The sequence below is a fragment of the Streptomyces cynarae genome (assembly GCF_025642135.1).
GTDB classification, from domain to species: domain Bacteria; phylum Actinomycetota; class Actinomycetes; order Streptomycetales; family Streptomycetaceae; genus Streptomyces; species Streptomyces cynarae.
This window is the reverse complement of sequence record NZ_CP106793.1, coordinates 2,417,737-2,444,124: the sequence shown is the minus strand read 5'-3', so window position 1 is coordinate 2,444,124 and position 26,388 is coordinate 2,417,737. Positions and strand designations below refer to the sequence as shown.

At 71.9% G+C, this 26,388-nt stretch carries 28 protein-coding genes and 1 pseudogene; 21 read left to right on the top strand and 8 right to left on the bottom strand.

Features of this window, described 5'->3' with window-relative positions; translation table 11 throughout:
• Positions 1-38: 38 nt before the first annotated feature.
• The 3 genes from N8I84_RS11495 to N8I84_RS11485 all read right to left on the bottom strand — a co-directional run bounded on the left by N8I84_RS11495 (position 39) and on the right by N8I84_RS11485 (position 3,631).
• A complete protein-coding gene (locus tag N8I84_RS11495) occupies positions 39-779 on the bottom strand; it encodes an LON peptidase substrate-binding domain-containing protein (protein ID WP_263229430.1) in 741 nt (246 codons plus the stop codon).
• 11 nt (positions 780-790) lie between these two features.
• Complete coding sequence (locus N8I84_RS11490) at positions 791-1,897, bottom strand: hypothetical protein (protein WP_263229429.1); 1,107 nt, start codon at positions 1,895-1,897, stop codon at positions 791-793.
• A gap of 153 nt (positions 1,898-2,050) precedes the next feature.
• Complete coding sequence (locus N8I84_RS11485; protein WP_263229428.1) at positions 2,051-3,631, bottom strand: pentapeptide repeat-containing protein; 1,581 nt, start codon at positions 3,629-3,631, stop codon at positions 2,051-2,053.
• A gap of 309 nt (positions 3,632-3,940) precedes the next feature.
• Here N8I84_RS11485 and hisD point away from each other — a divergent pair, with 309 nt between their 5' ends.
• The 10 genes and pseudogenes from hisD to N8I84_RS11435 all read left to right on the top strand — a co-directional run bounded on the left by hisD (position 3,941) and on the right by N8I84_RS11435 (position 11,708).
• Positions 3,941-5,266 (top strand): histidinol dehydrogenase, encoded by a 1,326-nt coding sequence (hisD, locus tag N8I84_RS11480; protein WP_263229427.1) that lies wholly within the window; start codon positions 3,941-3,943, stop codon positions 5,264-5,266.
• Positions 5,263-6,402, top strand: a complete 1,140-nt coding sequence (locus tag N8I84_RS11475) for a histidinol-phosphate transaminase (RefSeq protein ID WP_263229426.1) — start codon at positions 5,263-5,265, stop codon at positions 6,400-6,402. The genes hisD and N8I84_RS11475 overlap by 4 nt, the downstream gene beginning before the upstream one ends.
• Complete coding sequence (gene hisB / locus N8I84_RS11470) at positions 6,399-6,992, top strand: imidazoleglycerol-phosphate dehydratase HisB (RefSeq protein ID WP_100825690.1); 594 nt, start codon at positions 6,399-6,401, stop codon at positions 6,990-6,992. Before N8I84_RS11475 ends, hisB begins: the two co-directional genes overlap by 4 nt.
• A gap of 3 nt (positions 6,993-6,995) precedes the next feature.
• Positions 6,996-7,160 carry a hypothetical protein gene (locus tag N8I84_RS11465; RefSeq protein ID WP_263229425.1) on the top strand — a complete coding sequence of 55 codons (165 nt, stop codon included), beginning with the start codon at positions 6,996-6,998 and terminating at the stop codon, positions 7,158-7,160.
• Complete coding sequence (hisH, locus tag N8I84_RS11460; protein ID WP_263229424.1) at positions 7,157-7,828, top strand: imidazole glycerol phosphate synthase subunit HisH; 672 nt, start codon at positions 7,157-7,159, stop codon at positions 7,826-7,828. Before N8I84_RS11465 ends, hisH begins: the two co-directional genes overlap by 4 nt.
• Before the next feature lie 3 nt (positions 7,829-7,831).
• Positions 7,832-8,557, top strand: coding sequence for a bifunctional 1-(5-phosphoribosyl)-5-((5-phosphoribosylamino)methylideneamino)imidazole-4-carboxamide isomerase/phosphoribosylanthranilate isomerase PriA (priA, locus tag N8I84_RS11455; protein WP_103839900.1), 726 nt, complete (start codon positions 7,832-7,834; stop codon positions 8,555-8,557).
• On the top strand, positions 8,554-8,943 hold the full coding sequence (locus N8I84_RS11450) for a RidA family protein (RefSeq protein WP_263229423.1): 390 nt from the start codon (positions 8,554-8,556) through the stop codon (positions 8,941-8,943). Before priA ends, N8I84_RS11450 begins: the two co-directional genes overlap by 4 nt.
• Positions 8,944-8,968: 25 nt before the next feature.
• Complete coding sequence (gene hisF, locus N8I84_RS11445) at positions 8,969-9,739, top strand: imidazole glycerol phosphate synthase subunit HisF (protein WP_263229422.1); 771 nt, start codon at positions 8,969-8,971, stop codon at positions 9,737-9,739.
• A 122-nt stretch (positions 9,740-9,861) separates the two neighbouring features.
• Positions 9,862-10,452, top strand: a complete 591-nt coding sequence (locus N8I84_RS11440) for an ArsR/SmtB family transcription factor (RefSeq protein WP_263229421.1) — start codon at positions 9,862-9,864, stop codon at positions 10,450-10,452.
• 12 nt (positions 10,453-10,464) lie between these two features.
• A pseudogene (locus N8I84_RS11435) lies at positions 10,465-11,708 on the top strand (MFS transporter).
• 9 nt (positions 11,709-11,717) lie between these two features.
• On the opposite strand, the gene N8I84_RS11430 reads toward N8I84_RS11435, so the two are convergent.
• Positions 11,718-12,353 (bottom strand): TIGR03085 family metal-binding protein, encoded by a 636-nt coding sequence (locus tag N8I84_RS11430; RefSeq protein ID WP_263229420.1) that lies wholly within the window; start codon positions 12,351-12,353, stop codon positions 11,718-11,720.
• A gap of 82 nt (positions 12,354-12,435) precedes the next feature.
• Between N8I84_RS11430 and hisI the strand changes: the two genes are divergently transcribed.
• Together hisI and N8I84_RS11420 are read left to right on the top strand one after the other, a co-directional pair.
• Positions 12,436-12,837, top strand: coding sequence for a phosphoribosyl-AMP cyclohydrolase (gene hisI / locus N8I84_RS11425; RefSeq protein WP_263229419.1), 402 nt, complete (start codon positions 12,436-12,438; stop codon positions 12,835-12,837).
• Positions 12,838-12,848: 11 nt separating this feature from the next.
• Positions 12,849-14,357, top strand: coding sequence for an anthranilate synthase component I (locus N8I84_RS11420; protein WP_263229418.1), 1,509 nt, complete (start codon positions 12,849-12,851; stop codon positions 14,355-14,357).
• A 3-nt stretch (positions 14,358-14,360) separates the two neighbouring features.
• Here the strand turns inward: N8I84_RS11420 and N8I84_RS11415 are convergent, their stop codons facing one another.
• Positions 14,361-15,578, bottom strand: a complete 1,218-nt coding sequence (locus tag N8I84_RS11415; RefSeq protein WP_390898879.1) for a S53 family peptidase — start codon at positions 15,576-15,578, stop codon at positions 14,361-14,363.
• 259 nt (positions 15,579-15,837) lie between these two features.
• On the opposite strand from N8I84_RS11415, the gene N8I84_RS11410 reads away from it, so the two are divergent.
• The 9 genes from N8I84_RS11410 (at position 15,838) to lgt (ending at position 22,822) form a co-directional block, all read left to right on the top strand.
• Positions 15,838-16,476 carry a TIGR02234 family membrane protein gene (locus N8I84_RS11410; protein ID WP_263229416.1) on the top strand — a complete coding sequence of 213 codons (639 nt, stop codon included), beginning with the start codon at positions 15,838-15,840 and terminating at the stop codon, positions 16,474-16,476.
• Between the two features lie 150 nt (positions 16,477-16,626).
• A complete protein-coding gene (locus N8I84_RS11405) occupies positions 16,627-16,866 on the top strand; it encodes an HGxxPAAW family protein (RefSeq protein ID WP_263229415.1) in 240 nt (79 codons plus the stop codon).
• A gap of 94 nt (positions 16,867-16,960) precedes the next feature.
• Complete coding sequence (locus N8I84_RS11400; RefSeq protein ID WP_263229414.1) at positions 16,961-17,419, top strand: DUF2752 domain-containing protein; 459 nt, start codon at positions 16,961-16,963, stop codon at positions 17,417-17,419.
• A gap of 177 nt (positions 17,420-17,596) precedes the next feature.
• Positions 17,597-18,406 carry an indole-3-glycerol phosphate synthase TrpC gene (trpC, locus tag N8I84_RS11395; protein ID WP_263229413.1) on the top strand — a complete coding sequence of 270 codons (810 nt, stop codon included), beginning with the start codon at positions 17,597-17,599 and terminating at the stop codon, positions 18,404-18,406.
• Positions 18,407-18,428: 22 nt separating this feature from the next.
• Positions 18,429-18,677: a tryptophan biosynthesis modulator TrpM gene (trpM, locus tag N8I84_RS11390; RefSeq protein ID WP_263229412.1), complete on the top strand. Its 249-nt coding sequence runs from the start codon at positions 18,429-18,431 to the stop codon at positions 18,675-18,677.
• Between the two features lie 82 nt (positions 18,678-18,759).
• Positions 18,760-20,046: a tryptophan synthase subunit beta gene (gene trpB, locus N8I84_RS11385; protein ID WP_263229411.1), complete on the top strand. Its 1,287-nt coding sequence runs from the start codon at positions 18,760-18,762 to the stop codon at positions 20,044-20,046.
• Entirely contained in the window at positions 20,043-20,858 is an 816-nt protein-coding gene (trpA, locus tag N8I84_RS11380; protein ID WP_263229410.1) for a tryptophan synthase subunit alpha, read from the top strand. The genes trpB and trpA overlap by 4 nt, the downstream gene beginning before the upstream one ends.
• Positions 20,859-20,943: 85 nt before the next feature.
• A complete protein-coding gene (locus tag N8I84_RS11375; RefSeq protein WP_263229409.1) occupies positions 20,944-21,720 on the top strand; it encodes a DsbA family protein in 777 nt (258 codons plus the stop codon).
• Positions 21,721-21,838: 118 nt separating this feature from the next.
• Entirely contained in the window at positions 21,839-22,822 is a 984-nt protein-coding gene (gene lgt / locus N8I84_RS11370) for a prolipoprotein diacylglyceryl transferase (protein ID WP_263229408.1), read from the top strand.
• Between the two features lie 67 nt (positions 22,823-22,889).
• Here lgt and N8I84_RS11365 read toward each other — a convergent pair whose 3' ends face one another.
• From N8I84_RS11365 to N8I84_RS11355, 3 genes are read right to left on the bottom strand one after another with little or no spacing between them, the layout of a single operon-like run.
• The gene (locus tag N8I84_RS11365; RefSeq protein ID WP_263229407.1) at positions 22,890-23,717 is read right to left on the bottom strand and encodes an HpcH/HpaI aldolase/citrate lyase family protein; all 828 of its coding nucleotides are present in this window, start codon (positions 23,715-23,717) and stop codon (positions 22,890-22,892) included.
• Positions 23,714-24,904 (bottom strand): CaiB/BaiF CoA transferase family protein, encoded by a 1,191-nt coding sequence (locus N8I84_RS11360; protein ID WP_263229406.1) that lies wholly within the window; start codon positions 24,902-24,904, stop codon positions 23,714-23,716. The genes N8I84_RS11365 and N8I84_RS11360 overlap by 4 nt, the downstream gene beginning before the upstream one ends.
• Positions 24,901-26,388 carry an ADP-ribosylglycohydrolase family protein gene (locus tag N8I84_RS11355; RefSeq protein WP_263229405.1) on the bottom strand — a complete coding sequence of 496 codons (1,488 nt, stop codon included), beginning with the start codon at positions 26,386-26,388 and terminating at the stop codon, positions 24,901-24,903. Before N8I84_RS11355 ends, N8I84_RS11360 begins: the two co-directional genes overlap by 4 nt.

Sequence of the window (26,388 nt, the reverse complement as noted above, 5' to 3'; positions counted from 1 at the left end):
TTCCCGTTTCGCGTCCCGTTACCAAAAGCGTTTGTGCGTCAGTTCAGACTCGTCGGCGTCCGCGTCAGCTCCGTCGCCGGCAACGACGGCAGGTTACGGATGATCGCCGTCTCCGAGCGAAGCAGTTTCAGCTCGTCGCGCAGGCGGGAGGCGGTGTCGGGCGCCTGGAGCAGCCGCTGCTTCGTCGGCGTGTCCAGCATCACCGCGGCCGCCACCAGGTACGACACCACTGCCGGTTCGTCCGGGAGGTCGGTACCCGCCGACAGGGACCTCTCCCGCGCGCCCGCCAGCCGCTTCTGGTACTGCCGGAACGCCCGCAGCACCCCCTCGGCCAGCGCGCCCGCCTCGTCGCCCTGTTCCTCCGGCAGCTCCTCCAGCTCGGCCGTCAGATACGGGCCGGAGGTGTCGACCGAGAGCACACGGACGCGGGTCGTGCCCGTCGCCAGGACCTCGAACGAGCCGTCGGCCCGCTCCCGGATCGTCGCCGCGTCCGCGATACAGCCCACCGCGTGGAACGCCTTGGACGGTTCGGACCCGAAGCCGGCCGCGGGCCCGCGCTCGGGCAGCGCCGTGGGATCCGGCATGCCCGGCGCGCTCGGCGCCACCTCGTGGCCGTCGCGGATGGCGACGACGGCGAACCGGCGCGGTTCGTCCTCGGGGATCTTCAACAGGTCGCGCATCAGGGCGCGATAGCGCTCCTCGAAGATGTTCAGCGGGAGCACGAGCCCCGGGAACAGCACCGAGTTCAGCGGGAAGAGCGGGAGCCGGACGGTGGTCACGACCCGAAAGCCTAATGGTCGCAGCGGGGCCTGTGGCCGGTGTGGTCGTTCAGGTGCCCGATCAGTTGCCTGCCGGGGGGAGGGATGAGCGGCAGAAGCCGCTCGGGCATGTGTGGCGGAACCGGCGACGCCACCGCCCGTCGCACCGCCTCCCGCACCTCCAGAAACCGGCCCAGCGGATCGTCGCAGATCCGGTCCCAGGGGAACGACGTGGCGTACGGGCCGGTCATGCTCAGCTGCGTGAGCGCGTCCTGCCAGCGCTCCAGCCGGACCAGGACGAAGACGAGGAGATTGCGGATCTCCGCGGGCCACGGATCGGCGGCCGCGAACCGCGACGACAGCGCGATCGCCCGGTCGGCCGCCGCGTCCAGTCGTCCCCGGGTCACGACCACTCCGTCGCCCTCCGTCAGGTACTTGAACGCGGCGCGCACGGGCAGCGCCTGTACCAGGGAGCCCGGCGGGGCGTCCTGCGCGGCGGTCTCGGCGAAGTCGAAGCACTCCCAGTGCGAGTCCCCGGGCCTGTGCGGAGTCCTTCCCCACTGGGCGCTGCACGCGGCGGACAGGTACTGCAGGGCGGCGACATGGCAGCCGTAGTGGTGCGGGGAGCGGCGTACGGCCTCGGCCCACAGCCGCTCGTACTCGGTGTGGCGGGCGTGCGCGCCGCGGGCATGGTCGAGCGCCACCCGCCACGGCACCGGGTCCCGGGGATCGCCCTCGGTCGCCGCGGTCACCAAGGGGCCGATCCTGCGCAGGAGTTCGACGCGGGCCGGCGACTCCCAGCAGCGGGCCACCGCGAGTTGGGCGCTGACCAAAGTGGCGTCCGGATCGTGCGGGGCGGCCTCGTGCCAGTCCGTGAGCCATTCGTCACGCGAGCGGGCGAAGGCGCCGAGCCGTGTCACGTACCGGTCGCGGTCCTCCCACTCGGCGGCCCGACGCGTGGCCGCGAGCAGTTCGGCCGCCGGACCGTACTCGCCGCGGCCCGCCGCCACCAGGGCGGGCGCCAGGCGGTCGTCGGGCGCGTCGAGAAGGACCTCGGCGTCGGCGGGCAACCCGTCGGCGAGGCGCGAGGAGATGCGAGCCATCCGTGGCGCACGGATGAAGGGGCGGAGCATTGCCATGGTGTCGACCATTGAAAAGCCGCAGGTCGGGGACGCGCCAGCACAAACGCGTAACCCGCGTTTGGTTGTACGGGCGATATTCAAGAATGGGTAAAAAGTAACCGTTTGGTTGCTGATGCGCCTCTATGCGCAGGCCCCTTGCGTCACACGGGGTCAACTGCGCCGCAAGAGCCTCGTCGCCCCCGCGGCGACCGTCGTGGCCAGTATCCAGCCGAGCAGGATCACCGCCGTCGACAGCCACTGCCAGGCCCCGTTCAGCCGCCACTGGCCCGCCTGGCCGAGATCGATGACCGGCAGCAGCAGGTCCAGGGCGAACAGGGAGGGGTTCCACGCCGGATGCCCGTCCTTGTTGACCGGCGGATGGCTCGCGTGTGAGAACGCGATCGACGCCGCCGCCCACAGCACCGCCATCCACACCGCGGCGCGGCCGGGCCGGTACCCGTAGGCGACCGTCCAGTCCTGTACGTATCCCCACAGCTTGGCCGCGAGCGGGAGTGTCTCGCGGCGGCGCCGCTGCTTGGCGAGCAGAACCTCACGCGCGTCCTCGTCCTCGCCGGAGTTTCGCAGCACGGCCGCGAGCCGTTCGTACGGCTCCGGGTTGTACTCGGCGGTCGCCGCCGCCACCCACTCCAGACGCCGGGCGAGCGGGAAGGCGTCCTGCGGCACGAGGTTCTCGTAGGCGAAACCGCCCATGTGGAGATCACCGAGGCCGGGCCAGCTGGTCCACCGGTCCACCAGGTTCACGATCCGGGCGCCCGAAAGGATCACCTTGCCCCGCCCGGGCCGGTCGCCCAGGAAGCGCAGCTCGGGCGTCTGGACGCGGCGCAGCGACAGCTCCTGGTCGTCGTCGAGGACGAAGTGGGCCCGGTCCAGGTCGACTGCGTCCCCGAACCGCCCGTCGTCCAGCCGGATCCCGCCCCGGCACTCGAAGCGCTGCACCCGGGTGCCGCGCGCGGGCGTGATGCCACTGCTCTGCAGCGGATTGCCGACGCCCGCCGGAGTCAGGTACAGGGTGCGCTCGACCGTCAGCTGCGGGGCGTTCAGGGCCAGCCGGGTGTACGGGTTGGTCAGGCGGGCGCCGCGCAGGCTCAGCGACACGCCGACCTTGGCGCCGCGCATGCTCAGCTCCCCGTGCGACTCCAGCATGTCGGCCTGCAGATCCTGGCCGACGGTCAGCCCGTCCGCGGAGATCGAGCGGCCGCGCCGGTCGCGGTGGACGACGGCCTGGTTGAGCATCAGGTCGGTGCCGATGTGCGCGTCCGTGAGCCGTACCCCGCCCTGGAACCGGCAGCGCGCCAGATGCAGGTCGCCCTCCGTGTGCACACGCGCCGCCTCGAGACGCGGCACCGAGCAGTCCACGAACCGTACGGTCGTGAAACGGGCCTCCGGCAGCAGGACCTCCTTCTCGAACCGGCAGCCGTTCAGCTCGACGTACGGCACGACCGTGCCGCCCGCGAGATCCAGGGTGTCCGTGATCAGGATGCCGGTCAGCTTCAGGGACGAGACCCGTCCCGCGAGCGCGGGAGGGCCGTCGAGGAGCAGCCAGGCCACGATCCGGGCCCGCACGCTGCGCTCGGGCCCCCAGGTCCCCTCGCCGTGCGGATCGTCCACGGCGGGGTCCCCGTCGCGCAGGTCGTAATCGCTGCCGTTGCGGAAGGCCTGCCACATTCCGGCCTCCGTGGCGGTCAGTCCGTCCGGCACGTAGTCGACACGGATGCCGGCACCCTCGGTCACGGCGCTTCCTTCCTCCCCAGCTACTCGCGGGTTTCGTACGACCGTTCATGCCCGCTGTGTGACGGCCCGAACGCCGAAGGTGAAGGGGATCTTCCGCCCACTGCCCCCACCCATCGAATCCGGCCACCGCGCCCGGCACCCCTCACCGAGCGCTCCGCCCCGGCTGCGACACGCCGTGTCTCCCACCGATCCGCCCCCGGCCGCCCGCGCCCGACCGGCCCGCCACCGAGCCGTCCGCCCGTCCACGTTCTGTATCAGCCATTGATACGGCCGTCCGGCCCGTCGGTGCCGTCTGCGAGAATTGGGGCTGTGATCTCCCGAATCGATCTGCGCGGCGACGCCCTCCCGGAGGGCCCCGCCCTGCGCGACCTGCTGCCCCGAGCCGACTTCGACGTTTCGGCCGCACTGGAGAAGGTGCGTCCGATCTGCGAAGCCGTGCATCATCGTGGCGACGCGGCGCTGATCGACTTCGCCGAGAAGTTCGACGGAGTGCGCCTGACGTCGGTCCGGGTCCCGGACCAGGCCCTGAAGGACGCGCTGGAGCAGATCGACCCGGCCGTGCGTGCGGCCCTGGAGGAGTCCATCCGCCGCGCCCGTCTCGTCCACCGCGAGCAGCGCCGCAGCACGCACACCACGCAGGTGGTGCCCGGCGGCACGGTGACCGAGAAGTGGGTGCCGGTGGACCGCGTGGGTCTGTACGCGCCCGGCGGCCGGTCCGTCTACCCGTCGTCCGTGATCATGAACGTGGTCCCGGCCCAGGAGGCCGGTGTCGGATCGATCGCCCTGGCCTCTCCGGCCCAGGCCGAGTTCGACGGCCTGCCGCACCCGACGATCCTCGCCGCCTGCGCCCTGCTCGGCGTCGACGAGGTGTACGCGGCCGGCGGCGCCACCGCCGTCGCGATGTTCGCGTACGGCACCGAGTCCTGCCCGCCCGCGAACATGGTCACCGGCCCCGGCAACATCTGGGTCGCCGCCGCCAAGCGCTACTTCACCGGCAGGATCGGCATCGACACCGAGGCCGGCCCCACCGAGATCGCGATCCTCGCCGACTCCACCGCCGACCCGGTGCACGTGGCCTCCGACCTGATCAGCCAGGCCGAGCACGACCCGCTGGCGGCCGCCGTCCTCGTCACCGACTCCGTCGAGCTCGCGGACGCCGTGGAGAAGGAGCTCGAGCCGCAGGTCGCCGCCACCAGGCACATCGAGGACCGGATCCGCCCGGCGCTGGCCGGCAAGCAGTCCGCCGTCGTGCTGGTCGACGGCATCGACGAGGGCCTGCGCGTCGTCGACGCGTACGGCGCCGAGCACCTGGAGATCCAGACCGCCGACGCCGCCGCGGTCGCGGACCGCGTCAGGAACGCGGGCGCGATCTTCGTCGGCCCCTGGGCGCCGGTCTCCCTCGGCGACTACGCGGCCGGCTCCAACCATGTGCTGCCGACCGGAGGCTGCGCCTGCCACTCCTCCGGCCTGTCCGTCCAGTCCTTCCTGCGCGGCATCCACATCGTCGACTACACGCGGGACGCGCTGGCCGAGGTGGCGCACCACGTGGTGACGCTGGCGGACGCCGAGGACCTGCCCGCGCACGGCGCGGCGATCAAGGCAAGGTTCGGTTGGAAGGTGCCTGAGAGCAAGTGAGCTTCGGAATCGACGATCTTCCCGTCCGGGACGAGCTGCGCGGCAAGACCCCCTACGGCGCCCCCCAGCTCGACGTGCCCGTACGGCTGAACACCAACGAGAACCCGTACCCGCTGCCCGAGCCGCTGGTCGAACGGATCACCGAGCGCGTTCGCGAGGCCGCCCGCGCCCTGAACCGCTACCCGGACCGGGACGCGATCGAACTGCGCACGAAGCTGGCCGAGTACCTGACGAAGAGCGGCGGGTACGAAGTCGCCCTCGGAAACGTGTGGGCGGCCAACGGCTCCAACGAGGTCATCCAGCAGCTGCTGCAGACCTTCGGCGGGCCCGGCCGCACCGCGATCGGCTTCGAGCCGTCGTACTCGATGCACGCGCTCATCGCGCGCGGCACGGGCACCGGCTGGATCTCGGGTCCGCGCAACGAGGACTTCACGATCGACCTCGCCGCCGCCGAGAAGGCGATCGCCGAGCACCGGCCGGACGTCGTCTTCATCACCACACCCAACAACCCCACCGGCAACGCGGTCCCGCCCGAGACGGTCCTCGCCCTGTACGAGGCCGCGCAGGCGGCCAAGCCCTCCGTGGTGATCGTGGACGAGGCGTACATCGAGTTCAGCCACGGCTCCTCGCTGCTGCCGCTGCTCGAAGGTCGGCCGAATCTCGTCGTCTCGCGCACCATGTCGAAGGCGTTCGGCGCCGCCGGCCTGCGGCTCGGCTACCTCGCCGCGCACCCGGCGGTCGTGGACGCCGTCCAGCTGGTCCGGCTGCCGTACCACCTGTCGGCGATCACCCAGGCGACCGCCCTGGCCGCCCTGGAGCACACCGACACGCTGCTGAAGTACGTCGAGCAGCTGAAGTCGGAGCGGGACCGGCTGGTCGCCGAGCTGCGCGCGATCGGCTACGACGTCACCGAGTCCGACGCCAACTTCGTGCAGTTCGGGCGCTTCCCCGACGCGCACGAGGCCTGGCGGAAGATCCTGGAGCGGGGCGTGCTGGTCCGGGACAACGGCGTACCGGGGTGGCTGCGGGTCACCGCCGGTACCCCGGAGGAGAACGACGCGTTCCTCGACGCGGTACGTGAACTGCAGTGTCTTGTGGGGGACACCCCCACGCCCCCGAAGGAGTACAGCGCATGAGCCGCGTTGGGCGCGTGGAGCGCACCACCAAGGAGACCTCGGTCCTCGTCGAGATCGACCTCGACGGCACCGGCAAGACCGACATCGCCACCGGCGTCGGCTTCTACGACCACATGCTCGACCAGCTCGGCCGGCACGGTCTGTTCGACCTGACCGTGAAAACCGACGGCGATCTGCACATCGACTCGCACCACACCATCGAGGACACCGCCCTCGCGCTCGGCGCCGCCTTCAAGCAGGCGCTCGGCGACAAGGTGGGGATCTACCGCTTCGGCAACTGCACGGTCCCGCTCGACGAGTCCCTCGCCCAGGTCACCGTCGACCTGTCCGGCCGCCCGTACCTCGTGCACACCGAGCCCGAGAACATGGCGCCGATGATCGGCGAGTACGACACGACGATGACCCGGCACATCCTGGAGTCCTTCGTCGCCCAGGCCCAGATAGCGCTGCACGTGCACGTGCCGTACGGGCGCAACGCCCACCACATCGTGGAGTGCCAGTTCAAGGCGCTGGCCCGGGCCCTGCGCTACGCCAGCGAGCGCGACCCGCGCGCGGCCGGCATCCTCCCGTCCACGAAGGGCGCGCTGTAAGCCATGAACGGCACCTCGACCGTACTGATCGTCGTCGGCCTGTTCCTCGTCGGCGGGATCGTCTCCTTCGTCAAGCAGAAGATGCCCACGAGCCTGATCGTGCTGCTCTCGATCGGCGCGGCGCTGTGTCTCGTCGCGGGCGTCATGCGTCTGGAGGTGTGGAATTGAGCACCCCGAGCACTCCCCAAAAGACGTCGAAGACCTCCAAGAAGGTCGTCGTCTTCGACTACGGCTTCGGCAACGTCCGTTCCGCCGAGCGCGCCCTGGCCCGCGCCGGCGCCGACGTGGAGATCACCCGCGACTTCGACCGCGCCATGAACGCCGACGGCCTGCTGGTGCCGGGCGTCGGCGCCTTCGCCGCCTGCATGCAGGGGCTGAAGGAGGCACGCGGCGACTGGATCATCGACCGCCGACTGGCCGGAGGGCGCCCAGTGATGGGCATCTGCGTCGGCATGCAGATCCTGTTCGGCCTCGGCATCGAGCACGGCGTCGAGACCGAGGGTCTCGCCGAGTGGCCCGGCCGGGTCGAGCAGCTCCAGGCGGACGTCGTGCCCCACATGGGCTGGAACACGGTCGAGGCACCGGCCGACTCCGAGCTGTTCGCCGGGCTGGACGCGGACGCGCGCTTCTACTTCGTGCACTCCTACGCCGTCCACGACTGGCAGCTCGAGACGCACAACCCGGCGATGAGCGCCCCCAAGGTGACCTGGTCGACGCACGGCAAGCCGTTCGTGGCGGCCGTGGAGAACGGCTCCCTGTGGGCCACGCAGTTCCACCCCGAGAAGTCCGGCGACGCCGGCGCGCAGCTGCTCACCAACTGGATCGGAACCCTGTAAGACATGGCCAAGCTCGAACTCCTCCCCGCCGTCGACGTCCGCGACGGCCAGGCGGTCCGCCTCGTGCACGGCGAGTCCGGCACGGAGACCTCCTACGGCTCCCCGCTGGAGGCCGCCCTCGCCTGGCAGCGGGCGGGCGCCGAGTGGCTGCACCTGGTCGACCTGGACGCCGCGTTCGGCACCGGCGACAACCGCGCGCTGATCGCCGAGGTGACCAAGGCGATGGACATCAAGGTGGAGCTGTCCGGAGGCATCCGCGACGACGACACCCTGGCCGCCGCGCTGGCCACCGGCTGCACGCGCGTCAACCTCGGCACGGCCGCCCTGGAGACCCCCGAGTGGGTCGCCAGGGTCATCGCCGAGCACGGCGACAAGATCGCGGTGGGCCTGGACGTCCGCGGCACCACGCTGCGCGGCCGCGGCTGGACCCGTGACGGCGGCGACCTCTACGAGACGCTGGAGCGCCTCAACAAGGAGGGCTGCGCGCGGTACGTCGTCACCGACATCGCCAAGGACGGCACGCTGCAGGGCCCGAACCTCCAGCTGCTGCGCAACGTCTGCGCGGCGACGGACCGCCCGGTGGTCGCCTCCGGCGGAGTGTCGTCGCTGGACGACCTGCGGGCGATCGCCGACCTGGTCCCTGTGGGGGTTGAGGGCGCGATCGTCGGGAAGGCCCTGTACGCGAAGGCGTTCACCCTGGAAGAGGCCTTGGAGGCTGTGTCGTCATGACCGATGCCGTGCGGCGCGTGCAGAGCGGAAGTCCTTGGGAAGAGTCCTTCGGTTTCGCGCGTGCCATCGCGGCGGGCGACCGCGTCCTGGTGGGCGGCACGACGTCCTTCAAGGGCAGCGTGCTCTACGGGGAGGGCGACCCGTACGAGCAGGCGAAGGTGGCGTTCACCAGCGCGCTGGAGGCGATCGCCGAGTTCGGTCTCGGCCCGGAGTCGGTCGTCAGGACCCGGATGTTCCTGACCCATCAGCGGGACGTCGACGAGGTGGGCCGCGCCCACAAGGAGCTGTTCGACTCGGTGCGCCCGGTGGCGACCCTGCTGGTGGTGGAGGGTTTCGTCGACCCGCGCATCCTGGTGGAAGTGGAACTGGAAGCCTTCAGAGGCTAGAAGCAGCAAGAGGAGCCGTGGATTCATGACCCTGGCGGTCCGAGTCATCCCCTGCCTGGACGTGGACAACGGCCGGGTCGTCAAGGGAGTCAACTTCCAGAACCTGCGCGACGCGGGCGACCCCGTCGAGATGGCGAAGGTGTACGACGCCGAGGGCGCCGACGAGCTGACGTTCCTCGACATCACCGCCTCCTCGGGCAACCGGGAGACGACGTACGACGTGGTGCGCCGCACCGCCGAGCAGGTGTTCATCCCGCTGACGGTGGGCGGCGGCGTCCGTGCGGCCGAGGACGTGGACAGGCTGCTGCGGGCGGGCGCCGACAAGGTGGGCGTCAACACGGCCGCCATCGCCCGTCCGGACCTGATCCGGGAGATCGCGGAGCGCTTCGGCCGCCAGGTCCTGGTGCTCTCGGTGGACGCGCGCCGTACGCCTTCGCGCGACGGCTCGTCCGGCTCGTTCGAGGTGACGACCCACGGCGGCCGCCGCGGCACCGGCATCGACGCGATCGAGTGGGCGCACCGGGCGGCGGAGCTGGGCGCGGGCGAGATCCTGCTGAACTCGATGGACGCGGACGGCACGAAGGACGGCTACGACCTGGAGATGATCGCGGCCGTCCGCAAGCACGTCACGGTCCCGGTCATCGCCTCCGGCGGCGCGGGCGCACTGGCCCACTTCCCCCCGGCCGTCGCGGCGGGCGCGGACGCGGTGCTGGCGGCGTCGGTGTTCCACTTCGGGGACCTGCGGATCGGAGAGGTGAAGCAGACGCTGCGGGAGGCGGGCCATCCCGTGAGGTGACGCCGCGCTGGGCTTGGGCCCCGGTCGCCGTTGGGTGGCCGGGGCCTTTTGACGGGCAGACGCGAAAGAAAAGTTGCGCAAAAACAATTGTGCAACTTTTCTTGCGCGTCTAGCGTGAGGCCATGAGCAACAAGGAGAGGGACCGCCGTATCACCGACCTTGAGACGCTCAAGGCGCTGGCCCACCCGCTGCGGATGAACCTGTACCGAAGGCTTCTCATCTCGCGTGCCGCGACGGCCTCGCAGCTGGCGGAGCAGGTCGACGAGGCCGTCTCGCTGGTCAGCTACCACCTGCGCAAGCTCGCCGAGTACGGGTTGATCGAGGAGGCCGAACCGCGCAGCACGGACAGCCGGGAACGCTGGTGGGAGCCGGCGTCCGACGGCCTGAGCATCCGCGACGAGGACTTTCGCGACGCCCCGGAGAAGGCGGCCGCGCACACGGCGGCCAGCCGCCTGTTCTTCGAGCAGCGGACCGAGATGTACCGGCGCTATCTGGACGAACGGGCGCACTGGGGCCCGGGGTGGAACGACGCCGCCGAATCCGCCGAGTCGATGCTGCGGCTGACCGCCGCCGAACTGGCCGAACTGTCCAAGGACCTGCTCGCCCTCGTCCGCAGGTACGAGGAGCGCGGCCGGGCCGCCGAAGCGGCGGGAGACACCCAGGGTCGCGAAAACGTCGCAGTGCACGTCAACGCCTTCCCGTTCCGAGCCTGAGAGGACCGCCGAATGACCTCCACCGCCGTGCGTCCGGTCCCCGTCGTGGAGCGGCCCGCCCACCGCGACCCGAACGTGCTGCGGTGGCTCGGCGCGTACACGTCGTGCGCACTCGGCGACAGCGTCTACTACATCGCCCTCTCCTGCGCGGCCGTCCAGACCGGTACTCCCGCCCAGGCAGGGCTCGTGACGGCGGTCAGCGCCCTACCACGGGCCCTTCTCATGCTCGGCGGGGGAGTGGTCGCCGACCGGTACGGCCCGCGCCGTGTGGTGGTCGGCAGCGGCGCGGTGCGCTGTGCCCTCGTGCTCGCCGCGGCCGGGCTGCTGCTGGTCACCGGCCCGGGGTTGTGGGTGCTGGGCGCGGTGGCGGTTCTCTTCGGGATCGTCGACGCCGTCTTCCTTCCTGCCGCAGGCGCCCTGCCGGCCCGGATCGCCGCCCGGAGCCAGCTCGCCCGGGTCCAGGGCATGCGGGGCCTCGCCACCCGGCTCGCCACGGTCCTCGGCGGACCGCTCGGCGGCCTCGGCGTGGCGCTCGGCGGCACCGCCGGGACGTTCGGGATGGCCGCCCTGCTGACCGCGGCGTCCCTGCCGGTGCTGCTGACGCTCCGCGTCGCGGAGCTGCCACCGGACGAGCGGAAGGAACGGGAAGCCGTCCTCACCGAGCTGCGCGACGGGCTGCACCGGATCCGCCGGAACCCCCTCCTGAGTGCGCTTGTCCTGGTCACGGCCCTCGGTGACCTGGGATTCGTCGGTCCGATGAACCTCGGACTGACCCTGCTCGCGCAGCAGCGCGGCTGGGGCTCGTCCGGCATGGGCTGGGTGCTCGCCGGGTTCGGCGTCGGCGCGGGGGCCGCCTCGCTGGTGCTCGCCGCGCGCGGACGTGTGCCCCGCGCCGGGATCGTCCTCGCCGTTGCCGAAATCGGGGGCGCCGCCGCCATCGGCGGACTCGCCCAGGTGCCGTCGGTCGCCGCCGCGGCGGCGTGGCCCTGCTGATCGGGATGCTGTCCGGGCTGGGCGGGGCCCTCAGCGGGGCGCTGGTGCAGGCCGAGGCGGGCCCCGCCCACGTCGGACGCGTCACCTCGGTCTCCACCCTCGTCGGCTTCGGCGTGGCGCCGCTCACCTTCCCGCTGGTCGGCGCGGCTGTCGACCGGTGGAGCACCGGCCCGGTCTTCGCGGCCTGCGCCACCCTCTGCGCGGTGAACGGCATCCTGGCGCTCTGCTCCCGCTCCCTGCGCCGGGCCGAACTTCCCCGCTGAGCCGCCCGCTCAGATCCCCAGCTGCTTCGTCTCCCGCACCTGAGTGATCGCCTCCTTCTCGCCGTCCAACTCCACGTCCGCCACGCGCTGCCGGCCCAGCGCGAACATCAGCAGTTCCGAGGGCTCGCCGGTGACCGTCACCACCGGGGTGCCCCGGTGGGCGACCGCCGTCTGGCCGTTCGGGCGGCGCAGGACCAGGCCCGTCGGGGCGCCGCGACCGGTCAGGCGGGCCGTGCGCTCCAGGCGGGACCACAGGGCGTCCTGGAAGACCGGATCCAGCTCGCGCCGCGTCCAGTCGGGCTGCGCCCTGCGCACGTCCTCCGTGTGGACGTAGAACTCGACCGTGTTGGCCGCCTCGTCGATCTGCTTCAGGGAGAAGGGCGAGAAGCGCGGCGGGCCGGTACGGACCAGCTGGATCAGCTCCTCGTACGGCTTCGCCGTGTACTCCTCCATCACCTTCTCAAGGCGCGGCGCGAGCTGCTTGATCAGCGTGCCCCCGGCGGCGTCCGGACGGCGTTCGCGCACCACGACGTGCGCGGCGAGATCACGGGTCTTCCAGCCCTCGCACAGCGTGGGCGCGTCGGGGCCCGTGGCCTCCAACAGGTCCGCGAGGAGGAGTCGTTCACGCTTGGCATGGGTCGACATGCAGTCAGCGTACGACCGGGGGACCGGTCCGCCCAGCGGACGGTGACCGGGCATGTCGGTGCGGCGCGGCACAATGGTCCGCATGACCAGCACGCCTTCGCCCAGCAGGCCCAGCGGCCTGGACCCCGAGATCGCCGCGCGCCTCAAGCGCAGCGCCGACGGGCTGCTCCCCGCCATCGCCCAGCAGTACGACACCGGTGAGGTGCTGATGCTCGGCTGGATGGACGACGAGGCACTGCACCGCACCCTCACGACCGGCCGCTGCACCTACTGGTCGCGCAGCCGTCAGGAGTACTGGGTCAAGGGCGACACCTCAGGCCATGTGCAGCACGTGAAGTCGGTCGCGCTCGACTGCGACGCCGACACCGTGCTGGTCAAGGTCGACCAGGTGGGCGCCGCCTGCCACACCGGCGACCGCACCTGCTTCGACGCCGACGTGCTGCTCAAGGACGCCGCCTCCGCCCCGGCGTCCGTGGATCAGTAAGGTCGGCCGCCATGGACCTCGAGACGTTCCGCAAGCTGGCCACCGACCGCCGCGTCATCCCGGTCACGCGCAAGCTCCTCGCCGACGGCGACACCCCGGTCGGGCTCTACCGCAAACTCGCGGCGGAGCGCCCCGGCACCTTCCTGCTGGAGTCCGCGGAGAACGGCCGGTCCTGGTCGCGCTACTCCTTCGTCGGCGTCCGCTCGGCCGGCACCCTGACCGAGCGCGGCGGCCGGGCCCACTGGCTCGGCACCCCGCCCGTCGGCGTCCCCACGGACGGCGACCCGCTGGCCGCCCTGAGAGCCACCATCGAGGCCCTGCACACGCCCCGCGACCTCGCCCACGACCTGGGCCTGCCGCCCTTCACCGGCGGCATGGTCGGCTACCTGGGCTACGACATCGTGCGCCGCCTGGAGAAGATCGGCCCCGGCGAGCGCGACGACCTGAAGCTGCCCGAGCTGACCATGCTCCTGACCAGTGACCTCGCGGTCATGGACCACTGGGAGGGCTCGGTCCTGCTGATCGCCAACGCGATCAACCACAACGACCTCGACACGGGCGTCGACGAGGCCTACGCGGACGCGGTGGCCCGCCTCGACGCCATGGAGGCCGACCTGTCCCGCGCGGTCGCCCAGCCCCCGGCCGTCCTGCCGCCCTCCGAACTGCCCGAGTACACCGCCCGGTGGGGCGGCGAGGACTTCCAGGAAGCGGTCGAGGACATCAAGGAACGCATCCGCGCGGGCGAGGCCTTCCAGGTCGTCCCCTCGCAGCGCTTCGAGACGCCGTGCACCGCGAGCGCGCTGGACGTCTACCGGGTGCTCAGGGCCACCAACCCCTCGCCGTACATGTACCTGTTCCGGTTCCCCTGCGGCGACGGAGATGCGTTCGATGTCGTCGGGTCGTCCCCGGAGGCCCTGGTGAAGGTCGAGGACGGCCGGGCCATGGTCCACCCCATCGCCGGCACCCGGCACCGCGGCGCCACCCCGCAGGAGGACCAGGCCCTCGCCGAGGAGCTGCTCGACGACCCCAAGGAGCGCGCCGAGCACCTGATGCTCGTCGACCTGGGCCGCAACGACCTCGGCCGGGTGTGCGAACCCGGCTCGGTGGAGGTCGTCGACTTCATGTCGATCGAGCGGTACTCCCACGTGATGCACATCGTCTCGACGGTCACCGGACGGGTCGCGGCCGGGCGCACGGCCTTCGACGTGCTCACCGCCTGTTTCCCCGCGGGCACCCTCTCCGGTGCGCCGAAGCCGCGCGCGATGCAGATCATCGACGAGCTCGAGCCGTCCCGACGCGGGCTGTACGGCGGCTGCGTCGGCTACCTCGACTTCGCGGGCGACTCCGACACCGCCATCGCCATCCGTACGGCCCTGCTGCGCGACGGCACGGCGTACGTGCAGGCCGGAGCCGGCATCGTCGCCGACTCCGACCCGGTGGCGGAGGACAACGAGTGCCGCAACAAGGCGGCCGCCGTCCTCCGCGCGGTGCACACGGCCAACAGGCTCACGTCACCGTGACGGTCAGCCCGTGAACGCCGCCGTGCCGTTCGGGACACCGAGGCCCGAGGGCCCGTCGTACCCGGTGGTGCCGGTGCACAGGTACGAGCCGGAGCAGCTGCCGTTGGAGCCGCTGGTGACGTCGTACAGCGCCGACGTGTGGGCGTAGGGGAAGGATCCCGGAGAGGAGCCGGAGGACGGCGCGCCCGCCAGCGCGTAGGTCGCCGCGATCAGCGGCGACGAGGCGCTGGTGCCGCCGAAGACCATCCAGCCGGTGGCCGAGCGGTAGCTGTCGTAGACCGCGACGCCGGTGTTCGGGTCGGCGACCGCCGAGACGTCGGCGACGGTGCGGTTCGCGCACCCGCCATCGCTCTGCCAGGTCGGCTTGGCGTCGTACTTCGAGCAGCCGGAGCCCGCCCCGCTCCACACCGTGTCGGTCCAGCCGCGCGAGTTGGACGCGGTGCTCAGCGACGTACCGCCCACCGCCGTCACGTACTTGGAGGCGGCCGGGTACTCGACGCCGTAGCCGTTGTCACCGGAGGAGACCGTGATGGCGACGCCCGGGTGGTTGAAGTACGAGGAGTCGTACGTCGCGTCGCTGGAGGACTCGCTGCCGCCGTAGCTGTTGCTGACGAACTTCGCGCCCAGCCTGACCGCGGTGTTCACGGCCGTGCCGAGGTTCGTCATGCTCGCCGAGCTCGCCTCCACCAGGAGGATCTTGCAGTTGGGACAGGCCGCGCTGACCATGTCGAGGTCGAGGGAGATCTCCTCGGCCCAACCGGAGTCGCCGCGCGGATAACTCGTGCCGCCGTTCTGGTCGACCTTCTTGAAGCAGCCGTTCGCCGTGGTGCAGGCGGACAGGCCGTACTGGGAGCGGTAGACGGCGAGATCGGCCTCCGCGTTCGGGTCGTCGTACGCGTCGACGATCGCCACCGTCTGGCCCGAACCGCCGGTCGACGAGGGCAGTTTGTAGGCCGCCTGCAGCGAGGCGGGGCCGTAGCCGGCGGGGGTGGCCGCGGCCGTCAGGTCGCTCTCCGTGTGTGCGGACCTGGGGGTGCCCGCGGTGACCTTGAGAGCGTTGCAGGCCATGACGTTCTTCTGCGTCGGGGCCGCGCACGAGTGTGCGACGGTGACGCCGTGCGTCGTGGATGTCGTGGACGCGGCCTGGCCGACGGGAGCGGCCAGGGCGAGGGCGGCGGTGGCCAGTGTGGCCACGGCACCAGCGGAAACGGTTCTGCGCAACGTACGTCCTCCATGAGTGGGTGAACCGGAGAGACATGTGGGGGGTGCGCCGTACAGCCGCCGGCGTGGGTGCACGCGACGACCGCGCAGAACGTATGAATGTCCTGGGCACGACAACAACAAGAACGTTGAAGCTGTGACTTCCTTTTGCCTTGAAGGGGGAGCGCATGGCCTGACGCTGGGATGCCCATGGGAAAACGGTGGTGCGATCATGGGTTGACGGACCCCGGATGACGGTTCTGCCGGGGTTCAGGCGATAGTGGAGTACGTGACTGCCGTACCTCACCCCCGTTCCGAGGCCGCCGCACCCCTCCGGCCCGCCCGGCGAAGCCTCGCCGTCGCCCTGCTGTGCGGGGCGGCCGGCGCCGCCGTGGCGCTGCTCTCCACCCGGCAGAGCTGGTCGGCGGGGACCGTGGCGGTGGCCGGCGGCGACTACTCGCTGACCGCCAAGGGCAGCGACGTCACGGGCGTCCCCGCGGCGCTCGCCATAGTGGGCCTCGCCGCACTCGTCGCCGTCTTCGCCGTCCGCAGCACCGGGCGCCTCCTCGTCTCCCTGCTGCTCGCGCTCTCCGGCGCCGGCACCATCGCCGCCGCGCTGCTGGGCGCCTCCGACAGTTCCGCGCTCGACGAGAAGGCGGCACAGGCGGCCGGTGACACCTCCGCGACCGCGACCGCGCTCACGCACTCCGCGTGGCCGTACGTCGCGGCCGCCGGCGGCGCGCTGCTCCTCCTCGCCGGGCTGCTCGCCCTGCGCTACGGCCGGCTGTGGCCCGCGATGTCCGGCCGCTACGAGCGCGACGGCACTCCCCGTCCGCGCCGGACGAAGCCCGTCGACCCCGACCGCCCCGAGGACCTGTGGAAGGCCCTCGACCGGGGCGAGGACCCCACCGGCGCCTGAGAGCCCCGAACAACCGAAGGGCGCCCCGGAGGTGCTCCGAGCCCCGAATCGGACAGTGCGACCCCGCGCTCACCCCATACGCGCGGGTACGGGACAATGGGCGCCGAGCTTCGACTCACCCACGCACATAGAGCCAACAAGGAGCAAGTCATGGCGGGCAGCAGCCACGGTCACACCCCGGCCGCCTGGACCGGTGTCATCATCGCCTTCATCGGTTTCTGCGTCTCGGGCGCCTTCACCGTGATGGCCCAGCCGGTCGGCTTCTGGGCGGGCATCGCGATCTGCGTCCTCGGTGGCGTCGTCGGCGGCATCATGCGCCAGATGGGTCTCGGTCAGCCGAAGACGCAGGCGCACTCGGCGCACCAGCCCGCGGAGGCGACCGAGCACTGAGCCTCCCCCGGCTCCGGACGACAGGCGGCCCCGCACGGTGCGTACGGGAGCCGCCTCTCGCGTACCCGCGCGCCCACGGCGGCGGGCGGGCAGAATGCGTGGGATGAACGCCGAATCCCCCAGCGCGACCCCGCACCACGGCGGCACCGGCGGCGCAGCCGCGCTCCGTCGCATCGCGGTGCCCGCCGGGGTTCTCACGGCCGTCGCCGGGGCCTTCGCCTACGTCGGAGCGGTGGACCCGAACCGACCCGGCCACTATCCGGTCTGTCCGCTGCTGCGCTACACCGGCGTGTACTGCCCCGGCTGCGGCGGACTGCGCAGCGCACACGCCTTCGTGCACGGGGACGTCCTCACGGCGCTGCACGACAACGCTCTCGCCGTCACCGGCTTTCTGGTCTTCGCCGTGGTGTGGGCCGTGTGGGCGGTGCACGCGGTACGGGGACGAGCGCTGCGGATCGACCTCACACCGGTGCAGCTGTGGAGCCTCGGTGCACTGGCACTGGCCTTCACCGTTGTCCGGAACCTGCCGTTCGGCGGCTGGCTGCACCCGTGATCAATCTGTGAATGTCCAGGTAATGGGACCGGCCTCCACCGGATGTGAGCCTTGGGCCGTGCTCCGGATACCATCGCAGTGACCATCGGTTTCGCCCGCCGAGGCGGCCCCGGTGGACCGAGGCCCGACCAGGTGGGCCTCACCCCATCGTCAACCGTCAGGAAGGGGGCCGCTCGCGTGAGTGTGCTCGACGAGATCATCGACGGAGTCCGTGCCGACCTCGCGGAGCGGCAGGCACGCGTCAGCCTCGACGAGCTCAAGGAGCGCGCGGCGAAGGCTCCCGCTGCCAAGGACGGCTTCGCCGCCCTGCGCGGTGACGGGGTCAAGGTGATCTGCGAGGTCAAGCGGTCCAGCCCGTCCAAGGGCGCGCTCGCCGCGATCGCCGACCCGGCGGGGCTCGCCGCGGACTACGAGGCGGGCGGCGCGGCCGTCATCTCCGTCCTGACCGAGCAGCGCCGCTTCGGCGGCTCGCTGGCCGACCTGGAGGCCGTCCGGGCCCGGGTCGACATCCCGGTGCTGCGCAAGGACTTCATCGTCACCTCCTACCAGCTGTGGGAGGCCCGGGCGTACGGCGCCGACCTCGCGCTGCTGATCGTCGCCGCCCTCGACCAGCCGGCCCTGGAGTCGCTGATCGAGCGCGCGGTCTCCATCGGGCTCACCCCGCTGGTCGAGGTGCACGACGAGGACGAGGTCGAGCGGGCGGTGGACGCCGGAGCGAAGGTCATCGGTGTCAACGCGCGCAACCTCAAGACCCTCGAGGTGGACCGCACCACGTTCGAGCGGGTCGCCCCCGAGATCCCCGGCGGCATCGTCAAGGTCGCCGAGTCCGGGGTCCGAGGACCGCACGACCTGATCGCGTACGCCAACGAGGGCGCCGACGCCGTACTCGTGGGCGAGTCCCTGGTGACCGGGCGCGACCCGAAGACGGCCGTCGCCGACCTGGTGGCGGCGGGCGCACATCCGGCACTGCGCCACGGGCGGGACTGACGTCCCGGTAGGGTGAGCGCCGATGACTGTTCCGACGACCGTGACGACCAGGGACCGGTACGCCCGGCTGGCCCGCGGATGCCGCCCCCGCGGCTGCCGCGCGCCCGCACGCCGGGTGCACGGGCGCCGGGTGCGGTATGTCATCGGTGACGAGCCGGGGCAGGTCAACGGCATGCGATGGCAGCGCCCCGCAAGGGGCGCGGGGCAGTGCCCGAACATGCGGCTCGGCCGCGTCGGCGCTATCAGCCGCAGGCGGCCCGAGGCCGACTGATCAGCCACAGGCGGCCCGAGGCCGACTGATCAGCCCCGCCCCCACGGCGATTGGTATCCACAACTCACCGTGAGGTTTCCGCATGCCCAGCGAGTTCTTCATCCCCGACCCGGAAGGCCGGGTCCCCAGTGCCGAGGGCTACTTCGGCGCGTTCGGCGGCAAGTTCATCCCGGAGGCGCTCGTCGCCGCCGTGGACGAGGTGGCCGTCGAGTACGAGAAGGCCAAGGCCGACCCCGAGTTCGCCCGCGAGCTCGACGACCTGCTCGTGAACTACACCGGCCGGCCCAGCGCCCTCACCGAGGTGCCGCGGTTCGCGCAGCACGCCGGCGGCGCACGGGTGTTCCTCAAGCGCGAGGACCTCAACCACACCGGCTCACACAAGATCAACAACGTCCTCGGGCAGGCCCTCCTCACCAGGAGGATGGGCAAGACGCGGGTCATCGCGGAGACCGGCGCCGGCCAGCACGGCGTCGCCACCGCCACCGCCTGCGCCCTGTTCGGGCTCGAGTGCACCATCTACATGGGCGAGATCGACACCCGGCGGCAGGCCCTCAACGTCGCCCGCATGCGCATGCTCGGCGCCGAGGTCATCGCCGTGAAGTCCGGCTCCCGCACCCTCAAGGACGCCATCAACGAGGCGTTCCGCGACTGGGTCGCCAACGTCGACCACACCCACTACCTCTTCGGCACCGTCGCGGGCCCCCACCCCTTCCCGGCCATGGTGCGCGACTTCCACCGCGTGATCGGCGTGGAGGCGCGGCGGCAGCTCCTCGAGCGCGCCGGGCGGCTGCCGGACGCCGCCATCGCCTGCGTGGGCGGCGGTTCGAACGCCATCGGCCTCTTCCACGCCTTCATCCCCGACGAGGGCGTACGCCTCATCGGCTGCGAGCCCGCCGGACACGGCGTCGAGACCGGCGAGCACGCCGCCACCCTCACCGCCGGCGAGCCCGGCATCCTGCACGGCTCCCGGTCCTACGTTCTGCAGGACGACGAAGGCCAGATCACCGAGCCCTACTCGATCTCCGCGGGCCTCGACTACCCGGGCATCGGCCCCGAGCACTCCTACCTCAAGGACAGCGGCCGCGGCGAGTACCGGGCCGTCACCGACGACGCGGCCATGCAGGCCCTGCGCCTGCTGTCCCGCACCGAGGGCATCATCCCGGCCATCGAGAGCGCCCACGCCCTCGCCGGTGCCCTGGAGGTCGGCAGAGAGCTCGGTGAGGACGGGCTGATCGTCGTCAACCTGTCGGGCCGCGGCGACAAGGACATGGACACCGCCGCCCGGTACTTCGGCCTGTACGACACCGACGCGTCCGTCGCCGCGGACGCCGACACCGACGCCGCGGAGATCGAGGGGGACGCCCAGTGAGCGGGAACATCCAACTGCTGTCGGACACCCTCGCCGCCGCCAGGGCGGAGGGCCGGTCCGCGCTCATCGCCTACCTGCCGGCCGGCTTCCCGACCGTCGACGGCGGCATCGCCGCCATCAAGGCGGTCTTCGACGGCGGCGCCGACGTCGTCGAGGTGGGCCTGCCGCACAGCGACCCCGTCCTCGACGGCCCCGTCATCCAGACCGCCGACGACATCGCGCTGCGCGGCGGCGTGAAGATCGCCGACGTGATGCGCACGGTCCGCGAGGCCTTCGAGGCCACCGGCAAGCCCGTCCTCGTGATGACGTACTGGAACCCGATCGACCGCTACGGCGTGGAACGCTTCACCGCCGAGCTGGCCGAGGCGGGCGGCGCCGGCTGCATCCTGCCGGACCTGCCCGTTCAGGAGTCGGCCCTGTGGCGGGAGCACGCCGAGAAGCACGGCCTCGCCACGGTCTTCGTGGTCGCGCCCAGCAGCAAGGACGCACGGCTCGCCGAGATCACCGCGGCGGGGTCCGGCTTCGTCTACGCGGCCTCGCTCATGGGCGTCACCGGCACCCGCGAGTCGGTCGGCGCGCAGGCCCAGGACCTGGTCCGGCGCACCCGCGCCACCACCGACCTGCCGGTCTGCGTCGGCCTCGGCGTCTCAGGCGCGGCCCAGGCCGCCGAGGTGGCCGGCTTCGCGGACGGCGTGATCGTCGGCTCGGCGTTCGTCAAGCGGATGCTGGACGCGCCCGACGAGGCGGCGGCCCTCGAGGCGGTACGCACGCTGGCGGGCGAGCTGGCGGAGGGCGTCCGCGGCAACGTGTGAGCTGAGAGCGGCAAACCGCTCACTCGAACGAGTGGACCTGAGGCCGGGGAGGCGCGCTGCGCCTCCCCGGTTCGTTCTGCCGGATGTGAGCGAGAAGAACCGTGAAGGAAAGCGCAACGCCCGCGAGCGGCTGGCGGTCGAGCGACGGAAGCAGAAGGCCGCGGACAAGCGCCGCCGCACGCTGATCGTGGGCGCCTCGGTCGTCTGTGTCCTGGCGCTGGCGACGGTGGTGGGCGTCCTGGCGGCGAACGCCGGCAAGAGCGGCAAGAGCGGCGCTTCCGGCCCCGCCATCGCGCCCTCCGGGGCGACGGGCAAGGGTGCCCTCGCGATCCCCGTCGGCAAGGACTCCGCCAAGTCGACCCTCACGGTGTGGGAGGACTTCCGCTGCCCGGCCTGCCGGGCCTTCGAGACCGCCTACCGCCCGACGATCCACCAGCTGGTCGACGCCGGACAGCTCAGAGTCGAGTACCACCTGGTCACGCTCATCGACGGAAACCTGGGCGGCAGCGGCTCCCGCTCCGCGGCCAACGCGGCGGCGTGCGCGCAGGACGCCGGAAAGTTCTCGGGCTACCACGACGTGCTGTACGACAACCAGCCCAAGGAGACGCAGGACACATTCGCGGACAACGCCAAGCTGATCGAGCTGTCCGGCAAGGTGGGCGGCCTCGACAGCCCGGCATTCCAGAAGTGCGTCAAGGACGGCACGCACGACAGCTGGGTGGTGAAGTCGAACGCCGCGTTCCAGAGCGCCCGCTTCTCCGGCACGCCGACGGTGCTCCTCGGCGGGAAGAACCTCTTCGAGGACCGCACGATGACACCGGCCAAGCTGAAGCAGATGGTGGAGGCCGCCGGCAAGTCCTGAGGCCGTGGGCCCCCGCGATGCCCCCGGTGTCCGATAGGCCGGGGGAGTCGTACGTTATGGACCCGTAGCCGGGTGGGTTGCCACGCTGCGTGTCCGGCAGGGTAGCGTCGTTCCTGCCATGGAACTTGCCTACATTCCCAGCCCCTCGCGCGGAGTGCTGTACCTCGGCCCCATTCCGCTGCGCGGCTACGCGTTCTGCATCATCATCGGTGTCTTCGTGGCCGTGTGGCTCGGCAACAAACGCTGGATCGCCCGGGGCGGCCGGGCGGGCACGGTGGCCGACATCGCGGTCTGGGCCGTGCCGTTCGGCCTGGTCGGCGGCCGGCTCTACCACGTGATCACGGACTACGAGCTGTACTTCAGCGAGGGCCGTGACTGGGTGGACGCCTTCAAGGTCTGGCAGGGCGGGCTCGGCATCTGGGGCGCGATCGCGCTCGGCGCGGTCGGCGCGTGGATCGGCTGCCGTCGCCGGGGCATCACGCTTCCTTCGTACGCCGACGCCGTCGCACCCGGCATCGCCTTCGCGCAGGCGATCGGACGCTGGGGCAACTGGTTCAACCAGGAGCTGTACGGGCGGCCGACGGATCTGCCGTGGGCGCTGCACATCACCTCCTCCACGGACGGGCGGGTGCCCGGGTACTACCACCCGACGTTCCTGTACGAGTCGCTGTGGTGCATCGGCGTCGGGTTCCTGGTGATCTGGGCGGACCGCCGCTTCAAGCTGGGGCACGGCCGGGCGTTCGCGCTGTACGTGGCCGCTTACTGTGTGGGCCGCGGCTGGATCGAGTACATGCGGGTCGACGACGCGCACCACATCCTCGGCATCAGGCTGAACGACTGGACCGCGATGCTGGTGTTCCTGCTGGCCGTGACGTACATGGTGGTGTCGTCGCGGCTCAGGCCGGGCCAGGAGGCAGTGGTCGAGCCGGATGCTGCCGGCAGCGAGGCCGAGGGGGACGCCGACTCCGGGGAGCCGGAGAAGAAGGGCGAGCCCGAGCCTGAGGACGAGAAGCCGACGGTTCCCAAGACCACGGGGCAGACGGAGGCCGAGGGGACCGAGAAGACGTCGCAGGACGAGGCCGAGTCGGCCCAGAAGGGCTGAGGGACGTTCCTGCGTTGCCGGGGGCGCCGTATCGCTGGATACGGCGCCCCCGGCGCGTGTGCGGTCCTCAACGCCTTCGGCGGGCCAACGACAGGGTTCTGTACGCCTCTCTCACCACCGCCGTGTCGATGAAGCGGCCGTCGGGGAGGGCCTGGGCGCCCTGGTCCAGGGCGGCGGCCTTGAGGGTTTCCTCCGCTCGCGTGATCTCCTCCGGGGTCGGTGCGTAGGCGCGTTCGATGACCGGGAGCTGACGGGGATGGATCGCCGCCCGGCCCAGGAAGCCCAGGCTGCGGCCGTGCGCACAGGACGCCGCCAGGCCCTCCAGGTCCCGTGTGTCCGGGTAGATCGACTGGGCCGGTGGCGGCAGCGCGGCAGCCCGGGCCGCCACCACCACCCGCGCCCGCGACCAGTCGAGCCCCGCGTCCTCCCGTACGCCCAGGTCGGCCCGGAGGTCCGACTCGCCCAGCGCGATGCCCCGCACGGCCGGATGCGCCGACGCGATCGCGAACGCGCGCTCCACCCCCAGGGCCGTCTCCAGAAGGGCGTGGAGGGGAACGACCGTGCCGTCCGCCCGTACGGCACGTCGCGCGACACGGACGACGTCCGAGGGCGACGTCACCTTCGGCAGGCGCAGCCCCGTGAGACCCACGAGCGCCCTGAGCGCCGTGAGGTCCGCCTCGCCCCAGGGGCTGTCCAGCGCGTTCACCCGGACATGGACCGGCACCGGCGGGCGCTGCGCGAGCCGTTCCGCCGTCGCCGCCCGCGCGTACGCCTTGCGGTCCGGGGAGACCGCGTCCTCCAGGTCGACCAGCACCACGTCCGCCCCGGAGGTGAGCGCCTTGCCCACCACCTCCGGGCGGTCCCCGGGCGCGTACAGCAGGGTGAGGGGGGTCATAGCGCACCCTCCGCCTCGAGCGCGGCGATCTCGGGAGCCGTCATGCCCAGTTCGCTCAGGACCGCCCGCGTGTCCGCGCCGTGCGGACGGCCGGCCCAGCGGATCGCGCCGGGCGTGGCGGAGAGGCGGAACAGGACGTTCTGCATCCGCAGCCGGCCCAGCTCCGGGTCGTCCGGGATCGTGGTGATCGTGCCCAGCGCCGCGTACTGCGGGTCGGTCATCACCTCCCGCACGTCCTGCACCGGCGCCACCGCCGCCTCCGCGTCCTCGAACGCCTTCAGCACCTCCGCGCGGGTGCGGCCGGCGATCCACCCGCCGACGGCGTCGTCGAGCACGTCCGCGTGCCGGGCCCGCTCCTCACCCGTCGCGAACCACGGCTCGTCGATCAGCTCGGGGCGGCCGACCAGGCGCATCAACCGCTCGGCGACGGACGTGGCGGAGGCCGAGACGGCGACCCAGCCGCCGTCCGCGGTGCGGTAGGTGTTGCGCGGGGCGTTGTTCTGGGAGCGGTTGCCGGTGCGCCCCTGGACGTGGGCCAGCTGGTCGTACCAGATCGGCTGCGGGCCGAGGACGGTGAGGATCGGTTCGATGATCGCCATGTCCACCACCTGGCCCGTCCCGGTGCGATCGCGGGCCGCCAGCGCGGTCATCACCGCGTACGCCGTCGCCAGGGCCGCGATCGAGTCGGCCAGCCCGAACGGCGGGAGCGTCGGCGGCCCGTCCGGCTCCCCGGTGATCGCCGCGAACCCGCTCATGGCCTCCGCGAGCGTGCCGAAGCCGGGGCGGTGCGCGTACGGGCCGAACTGGCCGAACGCGGTCACCCGGGCGAGCACGAGACGGGAGTTCGCGGCGGACAGCTCGTCCCAGCCCAGGGCCCACTTCTCCAGGGTGCCCGGGCGGAAGTTCTCGACGATCACGTCGGCGGTCTCGGCGAGCCGCAGCAGTGTCGTACGGCCACCGGGCTTGGACAGGTCGAGTGTCATCGTGCGCTTGTTGCGGCCCAGCAGTTTCCACCACAGCCCTACGCCGTGCTTCGTCGGGCCGTGGCCGCGGGAGGGGTCGGGACGGGCCGGGTGCTCGACCTTGATGACCTCGGCGCCGAAGTCACCGAGCAGAGTGGCGGCGAGGGGGCCGGCGAAGAGGGTCGCGAGGTCGAGCACGCGGAGGCCGGCGAGGGGTGCGGTCATGAGCGGTGGGCCTCCCGGTGGGTGAGGTGGGCGAGCGCGTCGAAGCCGATGCCGTTGAAGTCGCCGACGGACGTGGCGAGCCGGTTCTTGAGGGGAGTGGTCCAGCGGTCGGGGAGCGCGGCGGGGTGCCCGGCCAGCAGTCCGGCGATGCTGCCGGCCGTCGCGCCGTTCGAATCGGTGTCCCACCCCCCGGACACCGCACGGCAGACGGATCCGGTGAACTCGCCGTCGGCGTGGGTGAGGGCGGCGGCGATCAGGGCGGTGTTGGGGATGGCGTGGACCCAGTGGTAGCCGCGGTGGGCGGCGTGCAGTTCGTCGACCACCACGTCGAAGTCGGGCGTGGATTCGGCCAGTCCGATCGCGTGGCGGACCGCGCGGGCGAGACGGGAGGCGGGCGGGACGACGGTGAGACCGGTGCGCAGGCAGTGGTGGACGTCGTGGGCGCCGGTGGCCGCCTCGGCGATGGCGGCCGAGGTGAACATCGCCGCGTAGACGCCGTTCCCGGTGTGGGTGAGGGTGGCGTCGCGGTGGGCCTGTTCGGCCGCGGCGGCCGGGTCGCCGGGGTTGGTCCAGCCGTGCACGTCGGCACGGATGAGGGCGCCGATCCATTCGCGGAAGGGGTTGCGGTGGCGGGCGGTGCGTGGGGGTTCGATGCCGCAGAGGAGGTTGCGGTAGGCGACGCGTTCGGCGGTGAAGGTGCGGGCGGCGGGGAGTTCGTCGAGCCAGAGCCGGGCGACGTCGGCGGTGGTGAAGTGCTTGCCGTGGCGGCCGAGCAACAGCAGGTTCAGCAGGGGGTAGTTGAGGTCGTCGTCCTCGGGCATGCCGTCGATGTTCTCGGCGAGGGAGTTCTTTGCGGAGCGACGGTTCCACGGGTACTGCTCGGCCAGGTCCGCGGGTAGCCCGCGGCCCGTGAACCAGGTGTGCAACGGCCAGTTGCCGGTGGCTCCGGCGAGTCGGCGGATGCCGTCCAGGGGGAGCTTTTCGACCGGTTTGCCGAGGAGGCAGCCGGCGGCTCTGCCCAGCCAGGCGGCTTCGAGGTGCGCTTCGGTGGGGGTTGCCCGGGGGTGTTCGCTTGCCCGCGCTTGCGGGGTGACTCCCCCAGAGGGGGTGCCCCCAGCGCCCACCCTCCCCCAAGCTCTCGACTTCGCTCGAGCAGGGGGTACCCCCACCGCCCCAGCGGCACGACTGCCCGCAGTTTCAGCCGGCCAGCTCCGGCACAGCGCCCTGATCCGGGCCAGGTTCGTCGGCTCGTGTTCCGCCAAGCTGCTCGGCAGGTCGGCCAGTTCGTCCAGCAAGTCCTTTGCGAGCAGGCGCAGGTACGGGGACGCCGGTACCGGTGACGCGCCGGCGGTCAAGGGTGCCGGTGGGCCGCCCGCCGCCCTCCACCTCGCCGCGATCGCCGACGGCTCCCGGCCGTCCTGCTCCGCCTGGCGGAGTTCATGGCCGAGGAGGTCCTCCGGCTGGACCCAGGTCAGTCGGAGCAC

Coding starts and splice junctions, on each gene's coding strand:
- N8I84_RS11490 (WP_263229429.1), bottom strand. CDS start 1,897: ATGGCAATGCTCCGCCCCTTCATCCGTGCGCCACGGATGGCTCGCATC.
- hisB (WP_100825690.1), top strand. CDS start 6,399: ATGAGCCGCGTTGGGCGCGTGGAGCGCACCACCAAGGAGACCTCGGTC.
- N8I84_RS11465 (WP_263229425.1), top strand. CDS start 6,996: ATGAACGGCACCTCGACCGTACTGATCGTCGTCGGCCTGTTCCTCGTC.
- priA (WP_103839900.1), top strand. CDS start 7,832: ATGGCCAAGCTCGAACTCCTCCCCGCCGTCGACGTCCGCGACGGCCAG.
- N8I84_RS11450 (WP_263229423.1), top strand. CDS start 8,554: ATGACCGATGCCGTGCGGCGCGTGCAGAGCGGAAGTCCTTGGGAAGAG.
- hisF (WP_263229422.1), top strand. CDS start 8,969: ATGACCCTGGCGGTCCGAGTCATCCCCTGCCTGGACGTGGACAACGGC.
- N8I84_RS11440 (WP_263229421.1), top strand. CDS start 9,862: ATGAGCAACAAGGAGAGGGACCGCCGTATCACCGACCTTGAGACGCTC.
- N8I84_RS11430 (WP_263229420.1), bottom strand. CDS start 12,353: ATGTCGACCCATGCCAAGCGTGAACGACTCCTCCTCGCGGACCTGTTG.
- hisI (WP_263229419.1), top strand. CDS start 12,436: ATGACCAGCACGCCTTCGCCCAGCAGGCCCAGCGGCCTGGACCCCGAG.
- N8I84_RS11420 (WP_263229418.1), top strand. CDS start 12,849: ATGGACCTCGAGACGTTCCGCAAGCTGGCCACCGACCGCCGCGTCATC.
- N8I84_RS11405 (WP_263229415.1), top strand. CDS start 16,627: ATGGCGGGCAGCAGCCACGGTCACACCCCGGCCGCCTGGACCGGTGTC.
- N8I84_RS11400 (WP_263229414.1), top strand. CDS start 16,961: ATGCGTGGGATGAACGCCGAATCCCCCAGCGCGACCCCGCACCACGGC.
- trpM (WP_263229412.1), top strand. CDS start 18,429: ATGACTGTTCCGACGACCGTGACGACCAGGGACCGGTACGCCCGGCTG.
- trpB (WP_263229411.1), top strand. CDS start 18,760: ATGCCCAGCGAGTTCTTCATCCCCGACCCGGAAGGCCGGGTCCCCAGT.
- lgt (WP_263229408.1), top strand. CDS start 21,839: ATGGAACTTGCCTACATTCCCAGCCCCTCGCGCGGAGTGCTGTACCTC.
- N8I84_RS11365 (WP_263229407.1), bottom strand. CDS start 23,717: ATGACCCCCCTCACCCTGCTGTACGCGCCCGGGGACCGCCCGGAGGTG.
- N8I84_RS11360 (WP_263229406.1), bottom strand. CDS start 24,904: ATGACCGCACCCCTCGCCGGCCTCCGCGTGCTCGACCTCGCGACCCTC.